This is a genomic window from Pseudomonas sp. MEJ108, assembly GCF_030208985.1.
GTDB classification, from domain to species: domain Bacteria; phylum Pseudomonadota; class Gammaproteobacteria; order Pseudomonadales; family Pseudomonadaceae; genus Aquipseudomonas; species Aquipseudomonas fragariae.
The window spans coordinates 1-20042 of sequence record NZ_JARVSW010000017.1; the positions used below are offsets into that span (position 1 = coordinate 1).

At 60.1% G+C, this 20042-nt stretch carries 17 protein-coding genes; 7 read left to right on the forward strand and 10 right to left on the reverse strand.

Annotated elements, in window-relative coordinates; translation table 11 throughout:
- Positions 1 to 95 precede the first annotated feature (95 nt).
- The 10 genes from QRN50_RS09485 to edd form a co-directional block, all read right to left on the reverse strand.
- Entirely contained in the window at positions 96 to 971 is an 876-nt protein-coding gene (locus QRN50_RS09485) for a D-hexose-6-phosphate mutarotase (RefSeq protein ID WP_024643210.1), read from the reverse strand.
- Positions 972 to 1080: 109 nt separating this feature from the next.
- The gene (locus tag QRN50_RS09490) at positions 1081 to 2442 is read right to left on the reverse strand and encodes a carbohydrate porin (protein ID WP_011266835.1); all 1362 of its coding nucleotides are present in this window, start codon (positions 2440 to 2442) and stop codon (positions 1081 to 1083) included.
- Between the two features lie 125 nt (positions 2443 to 2567).
- Positions 2568 to 3737, reverse strand: coding sequence for an ABC transporter ATP-binding protein (locus QRN50_RS09495; RefSeq protein WP_024640393.1), 1170 nt, complete (start codon positions 3735 to 3737; stop codon positions 2568 to 2570).
- Between the two features lie 2 nt (positions 3738 to 3739).
- The gene (locus QRN50_RS09500; protein ID WP_004406653.1) at positions 3740 to 4585 is read right to left on the reverse strand and encodes a carbohydrate ABC transporter permease; all 846 of its coding nucleotides are present in this window, start codon (positions 4583 to 4585) and stop codon (positions 3740 to 3742) included.
- The gene (locus QRN50_RS09505) at positions 4578 to 5486 is read right to left on the reverse strand and encodes a carbohydrate ABC transporter permease (protein WP_003314048.1); all 909 of its coding nucleotides are present in this window, start codon (positions 5484 to 5486) and stop codon (positions 4578 to 4580) included. Before QRN50_RS09505 ends, QRN50_RS09500 begins: the two co-directional genes overlap by 8 nt.
- A 104-nt stretch (positions 5487 to 5590) precedes the next feature.
- The gene (locus QRN50_RS09510) at positions 5591 to 6877 is read right to left on the reverse strand and encodes an ABC transporter substrate-binding protein (RefSeq protein WP_058823343.1); all 1287 of its coding nucleotides are present in this window, start codon (positions 6875 to 6877) and stop codon (positions 5591 to 5593) included.
- A gap of 169 nt (positions 6878 to 7046) precedes the next feature.
- Positions 7047 to 8453 (reverse strand): ATP-binding protein, encoded by a 1407-nt coding sequence (locus tag QRN50_RS09515; RefSeq protein WP_024660500.1) that lies wholly within the window; start codon positions 8451 to 8453, stop codon positions 7047 to 7049.
- Positions 8454 to 8514: 61 nt separating this feature from the next.
- The gene (locus QRN50_RS09520) at positions 8515 to 9252 is read right to left on the reverse strand and encodes a response regulator (protein ID WP_011266831.1); all 738 of its coding nucleotides are present in this window, start codon (positions 9250 to 9252) and stop codon (positions 8515 to 8517) included.
- 50 nt (positions 9253 to 9302) lie between these two features.
- Positions 9303 to 10268, reverse strand: a complete 966-nt coding sequence (locus QRN50_RS09525; protein WP_096126802.1) for a glucokinase — start codon at positions 10266 to 10268, stop codon at positions 9303 to 9305.
- Positions 10265 to 12091 carry a phosphogluconate dehydratase gene (gene edd / locus QRN50_RS09530; RefSeq protein ID WP_004406660.1) on the reverse strand — a complete coding sequence of 609 codons (1827 nt, stop codon included), beginning with the start codon at positions 12089 to 12091 and terminating at the stop codon, positions 10265 to 10267. The genes QRN50_RS09525 and edd overlap by 4 nt, the downstream gene beginning before the upstream one ends.
- Before the next feature lie 219 nt (positions 12092 to 12310).
- On the opposite strand from edd, the gene gap reads away from it, so the two are divergent.
- The 7 genes from gap to QRN50_RS09565 all read left to right on the forward strand — a co-directional run bounded on the left by gap (position 12311) and on the right by QRN50_RS09565 (position 19378).
- Positions 12311 to 13312: a type I glyceraldehyde-3-phosphate dehydrogenase gene (gap, locus tag QRN50_RS09535; protein ID WP_024643214.1), complete on the forward strand. Its 1002-nt coding sequence runs from the start codon at positions 12311 to 12313 to the stop codon at positions 13310 to 13312.
- Between the two features lie 182 nt (positions 13313 to 13494).
- A complete protein-coding gene (locus QRN50_RS09540; RefSeq protein ID WP_003415260.1) occupies positions 13495 to 14013 on the forward strand; it encodes an RNA polymerase sigma factor in 519 nt (172 codons plus the stop codon).
- 59 nt (positions 14014 to 14072) lie between these two features.
- Complete coding sequence (locus QRN50_RS09545) at positions 14073 to 15038, forward strand: FecR family protein (RefSeq protein WP_024640387.1); 966 nt, start codon at positions 14073 to 14075, stop codon at positions 15036 to 15038.
- A 121-nt stretch (positions 15039 to 15159) separates the two neighbouring features.
- Positions 15160 to 17739, forward strand: a complete 2580-nt coding sequence (locus QRN50_RS09550; protein ID WP_096126801.1) for a TonB-dependent receptor — start codon at positions 15160 to 15162, stop codon at positions 17737 to 17739.
- A gap of 114 nt (positions 17740 to 17853) precedes the next feature.
- Positions 17854 to 18468, forward strand: a complete 615-nt coding sequence (locus QRN50_RS09555; RefSeq protein WP_096126800.1) for a biliverdin-producing heme oxygenase — start codon at positions 17854 to 17856, stop codon at positions 18466 to 18468.
- Positions 18465 to 18923, forward strand: a complete 459-nt coding sequence (locus QRN50_RS09560) for a YbaN family protein (protein WP_004406667.1) — start codon at positions 18465 to 18467, stop codon at positions 18921 to 18923. The genes QRN50_RS09555 and QRN50_RS09560 overlap by 4 nt, the downstream gene beginning before the upstream one ends.
- Positions 18924 to 19021: 98 nt before the next feature.
- Positions 19022 to 19378, forward strand: a complete 357-nt coding sequence (locus QRN50_RS09565) for a DUF5064 family protein (RefSeq protein WP_096126799.1) — start codon at positions 19022 to 19024, stop codon at positions 19376 to 19378.
- Positions 19379 to 20042: the final 664 nt, after the last annotated feature.

Below are 20042 nucleotides of genomic sequence, written 5' to 3' on the forward strand. Positions count from 1 at the left end.
CAGCGCCAGGACTCAGCCGTCACTTACGTCGCACTCTGCGTCGTCTGTGCCATCGGGGTTTGACTATCGTGCCGACGCTCTGCGTCATCTGCAACTCACCCCGCCAGGCTGGCTTGCAGTTTGAGCTGCACCTGTTCTCCGGGCCGCAGGCTGAAGGTGTCGCCGGAGCCTGAGGCCGCTTCGACGCGGACAAAGCCTGTGGTTTCGCTGCCGCATACGCCGAGGAGCGGTCGGCTGCCGGGGTGCCAGACGACGGTGTTGGTGCTGTCGCCGGTGTCGATGTTGAGCCTGCGCTGCCAGATCGGGTCCTGGAGCTGTACGGCGCCGGCGTGTTCGAATACGCGTTGGCAGGCGCCCGCCACGCGCAGTTCGCCCTGTTGCTGACAGGCTTGGCGGCTGAGTTGGTCATAACCCTGTGCGCCGTCGAGCCCCTCCAGCGCGACCTCAGCCACATCACCGATCCGCCAATAAACATGCAACGCATGGCTGAAGTGACACGGCTCGCTGTCCTCGTGACACGTGCTCAAACGCAGTTCCATGCTCTGCCCTAGCTCGGCATGCAGATCGACCTGCCAGTCCCACAATTGCAAGCGCCAGTGCAGGCTCACACCCTCCTCACTCTCACTGCTGTCGATCAGTTTCCAGTCCAGCAAACGTCCCCAGCCGTGCGCCGGCCAGCCGCTCTCGCCGGGATGTCGGCCATACCATGGCCAGCAGACCGGCACGCCTCCACGAATGGCGCCCACCTGGGGCCACTGCGCGGCGCACCAGAGCCAGGGTTTCTGGCCCTGCGGCTGGAAGTGCAGCAATTGCGCACCCTGACGACTGAATACGGCCTGACATTGCGGGTGATCGATGACCAGTACCTCGCGCAGCTGATGGCGCTCCCACTCGAAAGTAGGTCTGGCCCGTCGGGATCGGAAGAAGCGTTGCAAGGGATGTTCAGGCAGTTGCGCGTCGTGAGTGGTCATCGCCAATCGCGTCCCTGAAAAATAAAAGGATCAAGCCATAAAAAAACGGGCAGCCAGGCTGCCCGCAAAGCACACACGACCCTTGATCGCGTTACGCGTCAGTCAATACTCAGAACTTCGACTGGATCTTGATGCCCGCTACCAGCGCATCATCAACCTGATCTACGCCACCAGGATGCTTGATGTACTGCAGGTTGGGACGCACGGTCAGCCAGTTGGTGACATGGAAGCCGTAGTAGATTTCAGAGTTGTACTCAGTGCTCTGAACCGGCAGGAAGCCAGGGTTGTCGTAGTCGTTGATACCGCTGATCTGGTTGGCCAGACGCACGCGATCCTGAACATCGTCGTTGACGTGGATACGGGCAAAACCGATACCGATGTCATCTTTCGGACGCGAGTTGAACGGACCTTTGTACGTGAAACCGATCTGCTGGTAGTTGTCGACGAAGTTGGTCGCCTTGTCATGCACGGTGGCGTTGGCGAAGATGCTCAGGCCGCGCGAGGCGTCGCCGTCATGAGTGGTCAGTTGTTGCTGAGCCACGACCCACCAGCCATGCTTGCTGCTGTGCGACTTGAACGCTGCGCCAGTCAAGGCCTGCGGCTGACCGTTCACGTCTTCATAGACATCGTTGGCGTTCGGCGTGCTCTTGTAGTAACCGACACGGTACTCACCAGGCAACGAGTTGAAGGACGGAGTCCAGACCAGTTCGACCGGCAGAATCATGCCTTCGGTGCCACTGCCACTGAGCTTGAAGCCGTTGCCTGTTTCCAGGTTGGACGGGTTCTGCTCGTACACGCCGACCTGGGCATAGACTTCAGGCGTGATGTTGTACTTGATGCGCAACGCCCACTGGCTGATAGGCCAGTTGTACCAGGTATTAACGTAGTTACCGACCTGCGAGCCGCAGAACGACAGGTTCTGGAAGTCGCACGGGAAGCTGTTGAAGTCTTCGCCCGGACCAAAGCGACCGGCCTTGACGTCCAGCGCGCCGTCGAAGTACTTCTGCTTGATCCACATCTGCGTCAGGCGCCAGGTCTGACCACGGCCCCAGACTTCCTGGGAGGAGCTGAGTGTACCGGCGCGAGGATCGCCGATACGGTCATTGGAGATATTGCGACCGCTACGTTCGGTGATTGCCAGCTTGAACTCCGCGTCTTGCCAGCCAAGAACCTTCTGCAAATCGACTTTCATGCCCAGCGCGAACTGGTCGCTGTAACGACCGGTGGTGTCATCGTTGTAGCCGCCCTTCAGGTTGCTGGCCATCTCGGAAACGTATTCCAGCGAGAAGTCATAACCCTTGTCCAGCAACTCGGTGCGCTTGCCACCCCAGTCACCCGTCATCCAGGGTGAATCCGCGGCAAATGGCTCGGCGGCGTGAACGCTGCCTGCCAGACCCATTGCACCCAACGCCGACAGCTTGCATACCAACTGGAGCCGGGAAAGCGATTTACCTTTGTTGATCTTCTTCATCCCATCAATCCTCGTTTTATTGTTATTAGCTTTGGTAGACATGTTGCTTCATTCACTGCCTTGTATTCGCTGATCGGCCGTGCGTTTTGGCAGCCAACGGCCAGCCAGCGGTGCTCATTGCTGAATCAATTTATCACTTGCGGCTGGACCGGTGACACATTGTTTTCCCGTTCAGCCGCCTGCCGCGCTCCCAACACCCCAAGACGCTCGCCGCTCTGGGCATCGAAAATCAGCACCCTGGCAGGATCGAACTGCAAGGTAAGGCTCTCGCCCACCTGCGGCGCAACATCCGGGGCAAGGCGACAGCAGACCTTGCTCTGGTTGAGCGTGACGAACACCAGCGTATCCGGACCGGTCGGCTCGGTCACCTGGACCTCGGCACGAATGGTCGGCAGCCCGGTCGACTCAGCGCCGGCCAGCATAATCTGTTCAGGGCGAATACCGAGAATGATTTCTCGATCTTCCAGGCCTGCATCGGACACACCCACCGGCAGTTCGCAACGCGCCTGGCCACTGTCGAGCGCAGCGATCAACTGGCCATCCTTGCGTTGCAGGCGCAGCGGGATGAAGTTCATCGGCGGCGAACCGATGAAGCTGGCGACGAACAGGTTGGCCGGATCGGTGTAGATCTGCTTGGGCGTGCCGAACTGCTGGACGATACCGTCCTTCATCACCGCCACCTTGTCACCCAGCGTCATGGCCTCGATCTGATCGTGGGTCACATACACAGTGGTGGTTTTGAGACGTTGATGCATCAACTTCATTTCGGTACGCATCTCGACGCGCAACTTGGCATCGAGGTTCGAAAGAGGCTCATCGAACAGGTAGATCTTCGGTCGACGTGCCAGGGCACGGCCCATCGCGACACGCTGTTGCTGGCCACCGGACATCTGCCCCGGCTTGCGATTGAGCAGGTGCTCGATCTGCAACAGCTTGGCAACGCGCGCCACTTCAGCGTCGATGTCGGCTTGCGGCATCTTGCGGATCTTCAGCCCGAAGGCGATGTTTTCACGCACGCTCATGGTCGGGTACAGGGCGTAGGACTGAAAGACCATCGCAATGTCACGGTCCTTGGGGCTGGTGCCGCTGACGTCCTGGCCGTCGATCAGAATCTCGCCGCCACTGATGCTTTCCAGACCGGCAATGCAGTTCATCAGGGTGGATTTACCGCAGCCCGATGGACCGACCAGGATCAGGAACTCGCCATCCTTGATCGACAGCTCGATGTTCTTGAGTGTGTCCGGCAGGTTGCTGCCGTAGGTCTTGTTGACGTTGCGTAATTCGAGAGTCGCCATGATTACCCCTTGACCGCGCCGGCCGTGAGCCCACGCAGGAAATACTTGCCAGCCAGTACGTAGACCAGCAGTGTCGGCAGGCCGGCAATCATCGCCGCCGCCATGTCAACGTTGTATTCCTTGGCACCTGTGCTGGTGTTGACCAGATTGTTCAGGGCCACAGTGATCGGCTGAGACTCGCCGCTGGAGAACACAACGCCGAACAGGAAATCGTTCCAGATCTGGGTGAACTGCCAGATCAGGCAGACCATCACGATGGGCGTGGACATCGGCAGAATGATGCGCCCGAAGATGGTGAAGAAACCGGCACCGTCCAGTCGTGCAGCCTTGACCAGCGCGTCGGGAATGCTGACGTAGTAGTTACGGAAGAATAGCGTGGTAAATGCCAGCCCGTAGACCACGTGAACAAACACCAGCCCGGTGGTCGTGTTGGCCAGGCCCATCTTGCCCAGCGTAAAGGATGCCGGCAGCAGGACGGTCTGAAACGGCAGAAAGCAACCGAACAGCAACAGACCGAAGAACAGCTGCGAGCCCTTGAAACGCCACATCGACAGCACATAGCCATTGAGCGCGCCGATTGCGGTGGAGATGATCACGGCCGGAACGGTGATTTTTATCGAGTTCCAGAAGTAGCCATCGACCAGATCCCAGGCTTTTATCCAGCCGATTGCAGTCACTACGCTCGGCCAGCTCAACAGGTTGCCGGTGCCGATGTCCTCGGGGGTCTTGAAGCTGGTGAACAGCATCACCACCAGCGGCACCAGATAAATCAGACAGGCCAGCATCAGCACCGCGTAAATCAGAACACGACTGAAGCTGATGCCCGGTTTGCCAACATGACTAGTCATGGCGTTTGGTCCTCAGCTCGGAATACAGATACGGCACCAGAATCGCCAGGATCGCGCCGAGCATCAGAATGGCACTGGCAGAGCCCATGCCCATCTGGCCGCGGCTGAAGGTGAAGGAATACATGAACATCGCCGGCAGGTCGGATGAGTAACCGGGGCCACCGGCGGTCATCGCGGCTACCAGGTCGAAACTCTTGATCGCAATGTGCGCGAGAATCATCACGGCACTGAAGAACACCGGACGCAGGCTTGGCAGCACGACGCGCCAGTAGATCATCGGCAGACTTGCGCCATCCATCTGCGCCGCGCGAATGATCGACTGATCGACGCCACGCAGCCCCGCCAGAAACAATGCCATGACGAAGCCGGAGGACTGCCATACCGCCGCGATGACCAGGCAGTACACAACGCGGTCCTGATCAATCAGCCAGTCGAAACGGAAACCTTCCCAGCCCCAGTCGCGCAACATCTTGTCCAGGCCCAGGCCTGGGTTGAGCAACCATTTCCAGGCAGTACCGGTGACGATCATCGACAGCGCCATCGGGTACAGGTAGATAGTACGAATCATGCCCTCGCGACGAATCCGCTGGTCCAGCAGGACGGCCAGCAGGACCCCGATCACCAGGCTGATTGCAATGAACATCCCGCCAAAGACCGCGAGGTTCTTGCTTGCCACCCACCAGCGATCGTTGTCCATCAGACGCGCGTATTGCGCCAGGCCGACCCATTTATAGGAAGGCAGGAACGTCGAGTTGGTGAACGACAGTGCGAATGTCCAGAGGATGTAGCCGTAGAAACCCACCAGTACGATGAACATGCTGGGGGCCAGCACCAGTTTTGGTAGCCAGCGTTGCAGCGCATCCATTGGCGAGGCTTTGCTGTTCGCAGCGACAGAGCTCATCGGGAGTATCCCATGCGGTATATCGAATCCAGGCCGCAGCCGCAGGTGAAATCAACCAGGGATTTCAACACTGCGGACGACGGTTAAAGGCTGTTAAGAACAAATTACTGGGCAGATTTGATCGCAGTGGCCAGCTTTTTGGCGGTTGCTGCCGGATCGGCTGACGGGTCGTTGATGTAGTTGGTCACCACATCGAAGAACGCGCCCTGCACTGCCAGCGTAGTTGCCATGTTGTGCGCCATGCTTGGCTGCAGACCGCCGGTCTTCGAATCAGCCAGGAAGTCCTTCGCAGCAGTTTGCGCACACGAATCGAAACCGTACTTGCTCATGTCGGACAGCATGTCCTCACGAACCGGGATCGACCCCTTGTTGATGCTGAAGACCTTCTGGAAGTCCTCACCCATGGCGACCTTGGCCAGATCCTGCTGTGCGGCAGTCGTACCCTCGTCTTTCTGCTTGAACACGGCCAGCGAGTCGATGTTATAGGTAAACGCCTTGTCGGTGCCCGGGAAGGCTACGCACTGGTAGTCCTTGCCGGCGACCTTCTTGGCCGCGGTCCATTCACTCTTGGCCCAGTCACCCATGATCTGCATGCCGGCCTTGCCATTGATGACCTTGGCAGCTTCCAGGTTCCAGTCCTGGCCCTTGCCGTCGGCATCCATGTAGGTCGCGACTTTCTTGAGTTCGGTAAGCGACTTGACCATGCCATCACCGGTCAGCGCATCCTTGTCCAGATCGACCAGGGCTTTCTTGTAACCGTCAGCGCCCATGACCGAGAGCACAACGGCTTCGAACACGGTGCTGTCCTGCCAAGGCTGACCGCCATGCGCCAGCGGGATGAAGCCGGCTTTTTTCAGCTTGTCGCCCGCGGCGTAGAATTCTTCGAGCGTAGTGGGTGCCTTGTCGATACCGGCTTTCTTGAAGACTTCAGGGTTGATCCACAACCAGTTGACGCGGTGAATGTTCACCGGCACGGCTACGTAATCGCCCTCGTACTTCACGGTGTCGGAGACTTTCTTGTCCAGCAGGGAGTCCCACTTCTCGGACTTGGCGACCTCTTTCAGCGCCTCGGTATCGAGCAGACCGGTAGAGGCCCACTCCTGAATGTCCGGGCCTTTGATCTGGGCCACACCAGGAGGATTGCCGGCAACCGCGCGACTCTTGAGCACGGTCATGGCCGTGGAGCCGCCGCCGCCTGCAACGGCGCCGTCCTTCCAGGCGAAGCCGTCCTTTTCAACCTGAGCTTTCAGAACATCGACTGCAGCCTTTTCGCCACCCGACGTCCACCAGTGCACCACTTCAACAGTGCCTTTGGAGTCAGCGGCGTTAGCGCTCAGAGGGAACAACGAAGCGAGAGAGATGACAACAGCGAGACGTGACATGGAATTCATCGAATTGACCTTTCTTGTTGTTATGCATGAGCAAGTCTGGTGCTTGCGCTTCGTGGGAGTCTAACCAAGCCTGACGCGCCGACAGTAACGAAGGGACGCGCAATTGTCACAGGATGGTGACAATTTAAATCCGATTGCAACCACTAGCCAAAAGCCACTTCCCAACCAGTCATTCCGCAGTTCTCGGCAGGTACAACGTTACCCGCAACCCTCCGTCACGCAGGTTCTGCAGGCTGACTTCGCCGCCATGACTGTGGGCAATGTTGCGAGCGATGCCCAGGCCAAGGCCGTAGCCCTGCTGCTGATTGCCTGCCAGGCGGAAATGCGGTTCGAAAACGTGCTCAAGGCGCTGCTCGGGAACGCCAGGGCCTTCATCGTCGACATGCAGCACGAACGCGTGGGCATCGTCTTCGACCTTCAGGTGCGCGCGGTCACCGTATTTGAGCGCGTTGTCGATCAGGTTGCCGATGCAGCGCTTGAGCGCCAGCGGTTTGCCTGAATAGGCAGCCTGTGCCTCACCCTGCTGCGTGACACGTCCATTGCCATCAGCGAGCAGCCAGGGTTCGACCAGACATTCAAGCAGCGCATTGAGGTCCACCGGCTCTATGTTTTCATGGATATCGGTGTCCTTGACGCACTGCAGCGCGCCTTTGACCAGCAATTCCAGTTCGTCCAGATCGCGACTGAATTTGCGTTGCAGTTGCTCATCCTCGAGCAACTCGACGCGCAGGCGCAAACGCGTGATGGGCGTACGCAGATCATGGGAGATGGCACTGAACAACTGGCCTCGCTCGGTCAGGTAGCGGCTGATCCGCGTGCGCATGGCGTTGAATGCCCGGCTGACCTCGATGACTTCGCTGCCGCCGCCCTCGACCACAGGCTCGACATCCGCGCCCAGCGACATGTCCCGTGCGGCCCGCGCCAGGCGCTTGAGCGGACGGCTCTGCCAATGCACCAGCAACCCGATGAACAACAGCAGAAATGCGCTGGTCAGGACAATGAACGACACCTGCTGAAGGGGCAGTTCCTGCTCCTCCAGCGAGGTGTAGGGTTCAGGCAGTAGCGAGGCAATGTAGAACCACTCGCCGGGCGCCATTTCGATTTGCGTGACCAGCACCGGAGGGTTCACCGGCTCGAGTGTCAACGCGTAATGGGCCCAGGAACGCGGCAGCTCGTCGAGCTTCAGACCGCTGTTGAAGATCCTCAGATCTTCGGGCCGCGCAAACCATACGGTGATGTCCGGACCATTGCCCAGACGCTGGCGCAGCACTTCGCCCACCACGTCCAGCACCGCCTGCTTGCGAGGAGTGGGCTGCATGATCTGCATGTCCAACGGATGATCGTTGAGTGACACCACGAAGCGTGTGCCGCCCATACTGCGCAACTGGTCGAGCACCATAGGCCGGTAAGCCAGCGGCAATGAGCGAAAGTAGCTGACACTGGCCGCCATCGAGTACGCCAGGCTGCGCGCACTGGTCACCAGGCCCTCCATCTGCGTGGCACGTAGCTGTGACAGCCAGATCACACTGGACAGCGCCTGAGCCAGGAGAACCGCCAGCAAGGTCAGCAGCAACATGCGGCCCAGCAACGAGCGCGGCAGCGGCAGGCCGGTTCTCTTCGCGCCTGCCGCTGTCGGTTTAATAGCCGTTGCCCGCTTGCGAGTTGACGTTCGCGGCCAACAGGTAACCACTGCCACGAATGGTACGGATCAGACGCGGCGACTTGCCGGTGTCGCGCAGACGCTGACGCAGGCGGCTGACCGCCATGTCGACGATCCGCTCCAGCGGCATCAGCTCTCGCCCACGCGTGGCGTTGCCGATGGTGTCGCGGTCGAGAATCTGCTGGGGGTTGTCGAGAAACAGTTTGAGCAGTGCGAAGTCGGCGCCGGACAGAATCACCTCTTCGCCGTCATTGTGAAACAGCCGGTGGCTGACCATGTCCAGTCGCCACTCATCAAACAGGATCACATCGCCACCCGGACGCTCCTGACCGAACTGGGCACGTCGCAACAGCGCCTTGATGCGCGCCTGAAGCTCGCGCGGACTGAACGGCTTGCCCAGATAATCATCGGCTCCCAGCTCCAGGCCGATGACCCGGTCGGCCTCGTCAGAACTGGCAGTCAACATGATGATCGGCACATGCGGCTGGCGCGGATGCTGGCGGATCCAGCGACACAGACTGAAACCGTCTTCATCGGGCAGCATGACGTCAAGGATCAGCAGGTCGCTTGGCTGGTCATTGAACGCCCGGCGGAAATCCGCGCCATCACCCACCGTGCGCACCTGGAAACCGGCGCGGCTCAGGTAGGTGTCCAGCAACTCGCGAATTTCCTGATCGTCATCCACCAACAGGATCGATTTACTGACTGGGCTCAAGTTGAAGCGTCCTTGTCTGGCTGTGAATTCTTGTTGTTATGCCATATCGCTCAGATCTGCGCACCAAACGCCTGTTGCAGGGCCACGCCCGACCCCATGAGGCCAGGGTATTCGGCCGTTACCAGCCACACCGGCAGACCTTTGAAATAGTCGCTCATGACGCCCTTCTCGGCCATGGCGCGCTTGAACCCGCTGTTGATGAAGAACTCAGTAAAACGAGGCACCACGCCACCGACGATATAAACCCCGCCGAGGCTGCCCAGGGCCAGCACATGGTTGCCGACCACTCTGCCGAGAAACACGCAGAATTGCTCCAGCACTGCCGCGGCTACCGGGTCGCCCGAGAGCGCGGCGGTGGTGATCGCCGCAGGCGATTTGAGCACCGGCTCGATATCGTCCAGCGCGCAACTGACCTGATACAGCAACAACAAGCCGGCACCGCTGAGCACGACCTCGGCGCTGACATGCTCGTGTTCGGCCATCAGCCGTGTCCACAGCAGCGCCTCACGTGCGGTGCCGATGGGCAGATCGGCATGCCCACCCTCGCCCGGCAACGCCATCCAGCGACTGCCTTTGAGTTTGATCAGCGTACCGACGCCCAGCCCGGTCCCCGGCCCCACCACCACGCGCGGCCGGTCAGGCTTGCCGACACCGTGGCAGACCGTCAGGTATTCATCGTCCTTCAGCCGGGTCATGCCCAGCGCCATGGCGGTGAAGTCGTTGATCAACAGCAGTTCATCGACCTGCAGGTCGGCGCAGAACGCCTCGCGGCTCAATTGCCAGTGGCTGTTGGTGAACTGAAAAAAATCACCGTCGACCGGTCCGGCGACCGCCAGGCATACATGACCGATATCGCCGCGCTGCAGCTCCAGGTCCTGCAGATAGACTTCGATGGCCTTCTCCGGACCCGCGTAGTCAATGGTCGGGAATACCCGGACAGAATGCAGCGTGCTGTTTTCCCAAATGGCAAAACGTGCATTGGTACCGCCTATATCACCGACCAGGGCCAACTTCACTTAAGCGTCTCCAGACTAGAGGTAAAGGCGCTGGCGCCTTGCTCTGCGGAGCTGAAGGCCATGCGCATGAATCCAAAAAGCTCGCGACCGCAGCCGACACTGTTGTCGATCTGGTTGATGGCCGGTTCTCTGGCGGCCAATTCTGACGCTTCGACCAGAACTTGTAACGTGCCTTTTACACCATCCACACGAATCACATCGCCATCACGCACGAGAGCCAATGGGCCACCATCGAACGCTTCCGGGCAGACATGAATCGCCGCCGGGATCTTGCCCGAGGCGCCTGACATGCGTCCATCGGTGACCAGCGCAACCTTGAACCCGCGATCCTGAAGGACCCCCAGAAACGGCGTCATCTTGTGCAGCTCGGGCATGCCATTGCAGCGCGGGCCCTGAAAGCGCATCACAGCGACGAAATCGCACTCCAGCTCACCCGCCTTGAACGCATCGGCCAGTTCCTTCTGATCCTGGAACACCTTGGCCGGCGCTTCGACGATCTGATGTTCCGGAGCCACGGCGGACACTTTCATCACGCCGCGCCCCAGGTTGCCTTCCATGACCCGCAGGCCACCTTCCGGCGAGAATGGACGGGCAACCGGCCGCAGGATATTTTCATCGAGGCTTTCGAGCGGCCCTTCACGCCAGACCAGTTTGCCGTCTTCCAGGAACGGCTCTTTGGTGTAACGGCTCAGGCCGTAACCGGCCACGGTGTTGACGTTTTCGTGCAGCAGGCCGGCAGCCAGCAGCTCGCGAATCAGGAACGACATGCCGCCTGCAGCCTGGAAGTGGTTGATATCGGCCTTGCCGTTGGGGTAGACGTGACTGAGGGTCGGTACCACTTCCGACAGATCGGCCATGTCCTGCCAGGTCAGCTGAATGCCGGCGGCCTGGGCAATGGCCGGCATGTGCAGCGTGTGGTTGGTCGAGCCGCCAGTCGCGTGCAGCGCAACGATGGAATTGACCAGCGAGCGCTCGTCGACGATCTCGCCGATCGGCATGAAGCTGCCACTTTGCTTGGTCATACGCGTCACCTGGCGGGCCGCCTCGGCCGTCAGCGCATCACGCAAGGGCGTATAGGGATTGACGAACGAGGCACCGGGAAGGTGCATGCCCATCACTTCCATCACCAGCTGGTTGGTGTTGGCGGTGCCGTAGAAGGTGCAGGTTCCCGGACCGTGATACGACTTCATTTCCGAGTCGAGCAACTCTTCGCGGGTGGCCTTGCCTTCCGCATAACGCTGCCGTACGTCGGCTTTTTCCTTGTTGGAGAGGCCTGAAACCATCGGCCCGCCGGGCACGAAAATGGTCGGCAGATGACCGAACCGCAAGGCGCCCATCATCAGGCCGGGGACGATCTTGTCGCAGATGCCCAGCATCATGGCGGCGTCGAACATATTGTGTGACAAGGCAATCGCCGTGGACATGGCAATCACTTCACGGCTGGCAATGGCCAGCTCCATGCCCGGCTCACCCTGGGTCACGCCATCGCACATGGCCGGCACACCGCCGGCAAACTGACCGACCGAACCAATGTCACGTAAAGCCTGTTTGATCTGGGCTGGAAAGTGTTCGTAGGGCTGATGCGCCGAGAGCATCTCGTTGTAGGAAGAGACGATGGCCACGTTGGCGGCGTTCATCAGACGCAGGCTTTGCTTGTCTTCCGGTCCGCAGGCGGCGACGCCATGGGCAAAGTTGGCGCATTGGAGCTTGCCGCGCATCGGGCCATCGCTCGCTGCGCCGCGAATCAATTGAAGGTAGCGCTGACGGGTATCGCGACTGCGGGCGATGAGACGCTCGGTTACTTCAAGGACGCGGGGATGCATGTGATGAACTCCAGGCTAACGTCTAAGGTCACCCGTAAAGACGGCTCCGGTTTTCGAGCAGTGACTGTCAGGGAGCAAAACCCTGATCTCGATCAACTGGGAGGGCCTTTCAGGCTTGTAGTTGTAGATAAAACAAAATATTGCCACTAAAAAGGCTTGTTTTCTATTTCTATGAGAATAATCTTGTAATTCCAACAACAAATTCAGAAGGACGGCTGTATGACTCTTCGTATCGCAATCAACGGTTTTGGCCGAATCGGCCGCAACGTCCTACGCGCACTGTATACCCAAGGCTACCGTCAGGACCTGCAGGTCGTCGCCATCAACGATCTTGGCGACAGCGAAATGAACGCACACCTGCTGCGCTTCGACACCGTACACGGCCCTTTCAGCGGCACGGTCGAGTGCGACAAGGACAGCCTGACCGTCAATGGTGACCGTATTTCGGTCAGTGCCATTCGCAATCCGGCCGAGCTGCCTTGGAAAGCGCAGGACATCGACGTGGTGTTCGAATGCACCGGTCTGTTCACCAGCCGTGACAAGGCCGCCGCGCACCTCACCGCCGGCGCCCGCAAGGTGATTATCTCCGCGCCAGCCAGCGGAGCCGATGCCACCATCGTCTATGGTGTCAACCACGACACGCTGCGCCAGTCGCACCAGATCATCTCCAGCGCCTCGTGCACCACCAACTGCCTGGCACCGGTCGCTCAAGTGCTGCATCGCGAGCTGGGTATCGAAAACGGTCTGATGACCACCATTCATGCCTACACCAACGACCAGAACCTGATCGATGTCTATCACACCGATCCGTACCGCGCCCGCTCGGCCACGCAGTCGATGATCCCGAGCAAGACCGGCGCTGCCGAAGCGGTAGGTCTGGTACTGCCGGAGCTGGCAGGCAAACTCACCGGCATGGCTGTGCGCGTACCGGTCATCAACGTTTCGCTGGTCGACCTGACCGTGACCCTGAAGCGCGAAACCACCGCCGATGAAGTCAACGCGCTGATGAAAGAAGCCAGTCAGCACTCCAAAGTGCTCGGTTACAACTCATTGCCGCTGGTCTCCCACGACTTCAACCACAACCCGCTGTCGTCGATCTTCGACGCCAACCACACCAAGGTCAGCGGCAAGCTGCTCAAGGTACTGTCGTGGTACGACAACGAATGGGCGTTTTCCAATCGCATGCTCGACAACTGCCTGGCACTGCATAACGCGCAGTAAAGGACAGACGTCCAGACAAGCGCCTGCTCTCATGCCCATGCACTGCGTGGGCATGCGGCTTCGGGCGTCCTCGCGCGGTCTTGAGCGCGCCTCTGGCGGACAAATATTTACAGATCCAGGCTTGACCCGCCCAGAAGATGAGAAGCATTATCATTTGCTCGAATCTCCGGTCGGGCTCCTTCGTGTCGCACTCAGACTTCAACAACGTGTTTCTGGCCCAGCGCCCGGTCCTGTTACGTACTCTGCAACGCATGGTTGGCAATCAAAGCGCTGCTGAAGACCTGCTTCAGGAAACCTGGCTGCGCGTCAGCCGTGCATTGACCGAACACCCGGTCGCTCATCTTGAACCCTTCGTTTTCCAGACCGCTCGCAACCTGGCGCTGGATCATTTGCGTGCGCGGCGCATCCACGGCCGCACCATGCTCGAAGACGTGTCGCCTGCACGGCTCGAAAATGTCGTGGCCCAGCTGGGCTCGCCCGAAGATGCTGCACACGCCAAGCGCCTGCTGGAGAACCTGAGCGCCAGTCTGAGCACGCTGAGCCCGCGCCAGCAGAAAATCTTTACCCTCAGCCGCCTCGATGGCCGCAGCTATCTGGAAATTGCCGAGCAGTTGCAGGTCTCTGCCAGTACCGTACAAAAAGAATTGAAACTGATCATGGCGATCTGCATAGGCGTCCTTTCCAGGCTTGACCCGCCCTGAACCCTGCCGCACGCTGCCACACTCATATCGATACAGTTTCAGGATTGCCGAGGAACACCGTGGCCCCGAAAACAGAACGTCCGCACGCGATCGCGCAGGACGTGTTGAGCAACGCTGCAATGGATCAGGCCCTGACCTGGCTGATCGAGCTGGAAGGCGCAGACGATGCGCATCAGGCGCGTTTTCAGGAATGGCTGAATGCCGATCCCGACCACGCTCGCGCATTCGAGAAGGCCCGGACGCTCTGGAGCTCGCAGCCGGTTCGGTGCGCAGCCGAAAATATCGCACCACCGCGCAAGCGCTCGGCATGGCAGCGTGCCCGTTCCCACTGGAAACCTCTGGCCACTGCTGCGGTGCTGCTGTTGGGGTTGTTCAGCTTCAGCAATCTGCCCTTGCGCCTGCAGGCCGATCATCTGACGGTCGTCGGTGAACGCCAGCGCCTGGAACTGGCGGACGGCTCGAAGGTGCTGCTCAATACTGATTCGGCTTTCTCCAGTCAGGTCGGAGAAAAACAGCGCTCTGCCCGCTTGTACCAGGGTGAAGCCTTCTTCGATGTCACGCCCAGGCCCGGGCTGCCCTTGGAAATCGAAGCAGGCCCGGTGCGCATGAGCGCCAACAGCACCGCGTTTTCGGTGCGCTACCTGAACGGCGTCGCGCAGGTACACGTGCAACGCGGCGCTGTCGACGTGCACGCCAGCCATGGCGACTCCAGCCTCAGTCTGGGCGCTGGAGACAGCGTTCGCGTGGGGCCTGACGGGTTTGGGCAGCGTGAAAAGCTTGACCCGGCCCGGGACCTGGCCTGGGTGCAGGGCCGACTGATCTTCGACAACTCCCCGCTGGGCGACGTACTGGCTGAGCTGCGCCGTTACTATCCAGGCTGGATCGTCAGCACCAATGCGCAACTGGACCGTGTTGCCGTAACCGGCAACTACCGCCTGGACAACCCGCTCGACGTGGTGCGTTCGCTGGCGCAGATCACGTCGGCAAGCATTCACGAAATGCCCGCGCTGGTGATTCTCAACTGAAGAAAAGTTTTTTTACTCGATAGCGACTGGCCGTTCGTCTAGTCATAGCCAATGCAACTGATTCTCATTGTGAAACAGCTTGTAAACACTATGACGAGCAACACCCCAGGGAGCGCTACCGATGTCATCCACGTTCACGCCTGTCGCCCGACAACGCGCAAGGCTTACGCTTTCTCTGCTGACGATTGCGGTACTGGGCGCCAGTCTGCAGCTGACAAACGCCAGTGCTGCCAGTGAAAGTACTCATGCGACCCGCCCGGCGGCCACCTACCCCTTCTCGATCAGTCAGCAACCCCTGGTATCGGCGCTGAACGAGTTCAGCCGCGTGACCGGCTGGCAGGTAGGCATGTCGGCGGGCCTGGCCCAAAACGTCATCTCCCCTGGGGCCAGCGGGGAACTGAGCGCTGCCCAGGCGCTGGACAGCATGCTTTCCGGAAGCTTGCTGAGCTACCGCAATCTGGGCAACAACAGCGTCGTGCTGGAAAAACGCGCCCCCACCGCTGGCGTCATGGCGCTGGATCAGATCACTGTCAGCGCCACACGCCAGGCCCAGGATGTCGCCACGGTGCCGAGCACTGTCAGCGTACATCCCCGTGAGGAACTGGACCGCGACAACGTCAACACGCTCCGCGACCTGGTGCGTTACGAGCCTGGGGTTTCGGTGGGTGGCGCAGGCCAGCGTGCGGGCACGACCGGCTATAACATTCGCGGCATCGACGGCAACCGGATCCTGACCCAGGTCGACGGCGTCGAGGTGCCCGACAGCTTTTTCACCGGTCCCTATGCACAGACTCACCGCAACTATGTCGACCCGGAGATCGTCAAGCGCGTGGAAATCCTCCGCGGTCCCGCTTCGGCCCTCTACGGCAGCAGCGCCATTGGTGGTGTGGTCAGCTACTACACACTGGACCCGGACGACATCATCAAGCCCGGCAAGGATGTCGGCGCACGGTTGAAAACCGGCTACAGCTCGGCAGACCAAAGCTGGCTCAACTCGGCCACCGTCGCAGGCCGTCAGGGCGAGTTCGACGGCTTGCTGCACCTCAGCCAGCGCAATGGCCATGAAACCGAATCCTATGGCAGCACCGGCGGTAGCGGATTGAGCCGCACGCAAGCCAACCCTGAGGATGCGCGCAGTACCAATGTGCTGGGCAAACTGGGCTGGAATTACGGCGACGGTTCGCGTCTGGCGCTGGCCTATGAAAAGTACAAGGACGACCGCGACAGCAATCTGAAAAGCGCAGTCGGCGGGCCATTCGCCAACGGCAGCGGTCTGGGGATGTATCAGGCGCGCGAAGGTAACGACACCATCACCCGCGAGCGCTTTGGGATCGAAAACAGCTTTGCACTCGACAGCCTGCTGGTCGACAACGTCAGGTGGAGCCTGAACTACCAGATCGCGAAAACCGATCAGAGCACCCGGGAGCGTTACTTTCCGTTCTCCCGCGATGTCATTCGTGAACGCAACACGCAGTATCAGGAAAAGCAGTGGGTGTTCGATGCCCAGCTGGACAAGGCATTCTCCGTTGCCAGCACCGACCACGTGCTGACCTACGGGACAACGATCAAGCGCCAGAAAGTGACCGGATTGCGCAGCGGCAGCGGCACTTGTGCGCGAGTCTTCGGCTCCTGCCGCGCTGTCGGTGCAGACAGCCCGAGCGACCGGCTGGCCGCAACGAGTGATTTCCCCGACCCGACCATCACCAGCTACGCGCTGTTCGCGCAGGATCAGATCAGCTGGAATGACTGGACCTTCCTGCCTGGCGTGCGTTACGACCACACCCGGCTTGATCCGACATTCACCTCGCAATTCCTCAGGTCGGTCAGCCTGACCGACCCAGACCAGGCGAACGATGAAACGCGAACCTGGCATCGCCTGTCGCCCAAGCTGGGCGTGACTTACGCACTCAGCGATGCCTACACGTGGTACGGCCAGTATGCCGAGGGCTTCCGCACGCCTTCGGCCAAGTCACTTTACGGACGCTTCGAAAACCCGACGGCCGGGTACGTGGTCGAGCCCAATCCGAACCTGAAGCCCGAAACGAGCAAAAGTTACGAAACCGGGCTGCGCGGTCGCTTCGAATCCGGCTCGTTCGACATCGCGGTGTTCTACAACAAGTACCGCGACTTCATCAACGAGGACGCCATCACACCCGGCTACAGCGAACTCACGTTCCAGTCCAACAACATACGCCACGCCACCCTCAAAGGCGCCGAACTCAAAGGCCGTCTGAACCTCGACAGCCTGGGTGCGCCGAACGGCCTCTACAGCCAGGCCTCCGTCGCCTATCTGCACGGCCGCAACGACGACACGGGCGAGCCGCTCAACAGCGTCAACCCGCTGACCGGTGTCATGGGGCTCGGTTATGACCGCGATCACTACGGAGGTCTGTTGAGCTGGACCCTGGTCAAGCGCAAGAACCGCGTGGATGACAGCAACTTCCACACGCCGGATGGCACCTCCAGCCAGTTCAGGACACCGGGCTTCGGCATTCTGGACCTGACCGGCTACTACAAGGTCAGTGATGACGTGACCGTCAACGCAGGCCTGTACAACCTGACCGATAAAAAATACTGGCGCTGGGACGATGTGCGCGGCTACGACGGCGTGGGAGAAGCCGGCGTAACCGCACCCGCCAACCTCGATCGCCTGACCCAGCCGGGACGCAATTTCAGCGTCAACGTGGTGTGGGACATCTGAGCCCGAACGTCTCTGAAGGCCGCCGCTGGATGATCGAGCGGCAGGCTTTTTTTACGCTTTCGGGCCTGACTGTTCGTCTATTCAACAAGCCCTTTTTCAGCAAGGAAGACTACGATGCCCCTTGATCAGAACCGACCGACCCTGCGTTCGCAACGCCTGAGCCAGATCACCCACGCACCGCATGAACAGCTCGACAAGGCGGTCAAGGCACATGCGCCGTTTGACACCCTGGCCAGCTATTCGCGCTTCGTGGTTGCCCAGTACCTGTTCCAGAAAGAGCTGCAACCCCTGTACAGCGACCCCACGCTTCAAACGATCATCAGTGACCTGCCGGCACGCTGCCGGGCCGAACAGGCCAGAGCAGACCTTGCCGACCTGAACATGGACCTTCCCCTGCCGGTGGCGGGCGCGGTACAAAAGCCGAGCAGCGCTGAAGCGCTCGGCTGGCTGTTCGTCTCCGAGGGCTCCAAGCTCGGTGCAGCATTCCTGATCAAACGTGCCCAGGCCCTGAACCTGAGCGACAGCTTCGGCGCGCGGCACCTGGGCGAGCCTGCCGGAGGCCGGGCTGCAGGCTGGAAAGCCTTTGTCCGAACGCTTGATGAACTGCCACTGACTGCCGAACAGGAAGCAGAACTCGATCGCGGCGCCATCGCCGCATTCGAGCGTTTCAACGTGTTGCTGCAGTACGCCTACGCCGATGCTCCCGTTGCAGACATGGCACAGGCATGAAAAAGCGCCCGGTGCTGTTAAGCTGGCCGGGCTCCCCGAACCTGCCTGTAGAGACCATGACGTACAAACCACCCGGCTCAAGACTTTCACGCCTTTTATACGGCATCCTCGCCTACACCGCGCTGGGCATAGGCATCGTTGCGATCTTCGTTCCCGGCCTGCCAACCACCGAGTTCATTCTGCTGGCCGCCTGGGCGGCAACACGCAGTTCGCCGCGACTGAACGCCTGGCTGGAAAATCACCGGGTGTTCGGACCGATACTGTACAACTGGCGTAACGGCCGACTGGTCGCGCGCAAGGCCAAGATCAGCGCTACCATCAGCATGCTTGTCTGTGCCGTGGTGATGCTGAGCCTGATCGGCCATGCCTGGTGGCTGTACCTGGCACTCACGGGGATGGCGCTGGGCAATCTATGGATCTGGTCGAGGCCGGAGCCGGACAAGATAGAGCGTTGAGCGCAGGCATGATGCGCGTGGCACCCTGCGCAAGGCTGAACCGTCCTGTCTCGGTCAGTGTCAGACTGAGCACACTCACCCCTTGATGGAGTCACTTCATGTACGAGCCAGGCCATCTGCACCTCACCCACGTGGCGCTTCAACCGTCGGATATCAGCTATGACATCCACTTGCGCTACAACGTGGAGGAAGATCCCAAGCAAGGCACGTCCATGCACTTCACCATGCAGGGCGAAATCAACGGCAAGCCGTTCGAGGAGCAATTCCAGTTGCCCCGTGACCTTGCCTTCAACTTCGCCCATGACGCGAGTCGCATCGCGATAAGGCACGGCTTGCCCAACTCGGCCGCACTGCCCATCGCTGAGCACAAGGACTATGACCGAATGTTCGCGGACATTCGCGACAAACTCCACGCCAAGTCAGGCGACCCGGTTAAACCGGAGCATCTGGAGTAAGCCAGCGCAGCCGAGGCCTGGAGAACACCAGCGGGCAGTAGCTGGAGGAATCAGGCATCGGAAAACACCATCGTGCCCATGCTCCGCGTAGGTATGCCGTTCTGGACGCTCTGCGTCCTCGCCTGAATAGGCGACATGGCATAAATCCATGACGCGGAGCGTCACGAAGGGCATTCCCACGCTGGAGCGTGAGGAACGATAGGCGTGCGCAAAAACACCAGCGCGCAGTAGCGGAAGGAATGAGGCATCGGAAAACACCATCGTGCCCATGCTCCGCGTGGGTATGCCGTTCTGGACGCTCTGCGTCCTCGCCTGAATAGGCGGCATGGCATAAATCCATGACGCAGAGCGTCACGAAGGGTGTTCCCGCGCTGGAGCGTGAGGAACGATAGGCGTGCGCAAGGACACCAGCGGGCAGTAGCGGGAGGAATCAGGCATCGGAAAACACCATCGTGCCCATGCTCCGCGTGGGTATGCCGTTCTGGACGCTCTGCGTCCTCGCCTGAATAGGCGACATGGCATAAATCCATGACGCGGAGCGTCACGAAGGGCATTCCCACGCTGGAGCGTGAGGAACGATAGGCGTGCGCAAAAACACCAGCGCACAGTAGCGGGCGGAATGAGGCGTCGGAAAACACCATCGTGCCCATGCTCCGCGTGGGTA

What these genes read in the sequence shown, in the direction of transcription:
- QRN50_RS09515 (WP_024660500.1), bottom strand. Translation starts at nt 8,453, where the DNA reads ATGTTGCTGCTGACCTTGCTGGCGGTTCTCCTGGCTCAGGCGCTGTCC.
- edd (WP_004406660.1), bottom strand. Translation starts at nt 12,091, where the DNA reads ATGCATCCCCGCGTCCTTGAAGTAACCGAGCGTCTCATCGCCCGCAGT.
- QRN50_RS09505 (WP_003314048.1), bottom strand. Translation starts at nt 5,486, where the DNA reads ATGAGCTCTGTCGCTGCGAACAGCAAAGCCTCGCCAATGGATGCGCTG.
- QRN50_RS09490 (WP_011266835.1), bottom strand. Translation starts at nt 2,442, where the DNA reads ATGAAGAAGATCAACAAAGGTAAATCGCTTTCCCGGCTCCAGTTGGTA.
- QRN50_RS09510 (WP_058823343.1), bottom strand. Translation starts at nt 6,877, where the DNA reads ATGAATTCCATGTCACGTCTCGCTGTTGTCATCTCTCTCGCTTCGTTG.
- QRN50_RS09485 (WP_024643210.1), bottom strand. Translation starts at nt 971, where the DNA reads ATGACCACTCACGACGCGCAACTGCCTGAACATCCCTTGCAACGCTTC.
- QRN50_RS09500 (WP_004406653.1), bottom strand. Translation starts at nt 4,585, where the DNA reads ATGACTAGTCATGTTGGCAAACCGGGCATCAGCTTCAGTCGTGTTCTG.
- QRN50_RS09555 (WP_096126800.1), top strand. Translation starts at nt 17,854, where the DNA reads ATGCCCCTTGATCAGAACCGACCGACCCTGCGTTCGCAACGCCTGAGC.
- QRN50_RS09565 (WP_096126799.1), top strand. Translation starts at nt 19,022, where the DNA reads ATGTACGAGCCAGGCCATCTGCACCTCACCCACGTGGCGCTTCAACCG.
- gap (WP_024643214.1), top strand. Translation starts at nt 12,311, where the DNA reads ATGACTCTTCGTATCGCAATCAACGGTTTTGGCCGAATCGGCCGCAAC.
- QRN50_RS09550 (WP_096126801.1), top strand. Translation starts at nt 15,160, where the DNA reads ATGTCATCCACGTTCACGCCTGTCGCCCGACAACGCGCAAGGCTTACG.
- QRN50_RS09495 (WP_024640393.1), bottom strand. Translation starts at nt 3,737, where the DNA reads ATGGCGACTCTCGAATTACGCAACGTCAACAAGACCTACGGCAGCAAC.
- QRN50_RS09560 (WP_004406667.1), top strand. Translation starts at nt 18,465, where the DNA reads ATGAAAAAGCGCCCGGTGCTGTTAAGCTGGCCGGGCTCCCCGAACCTG.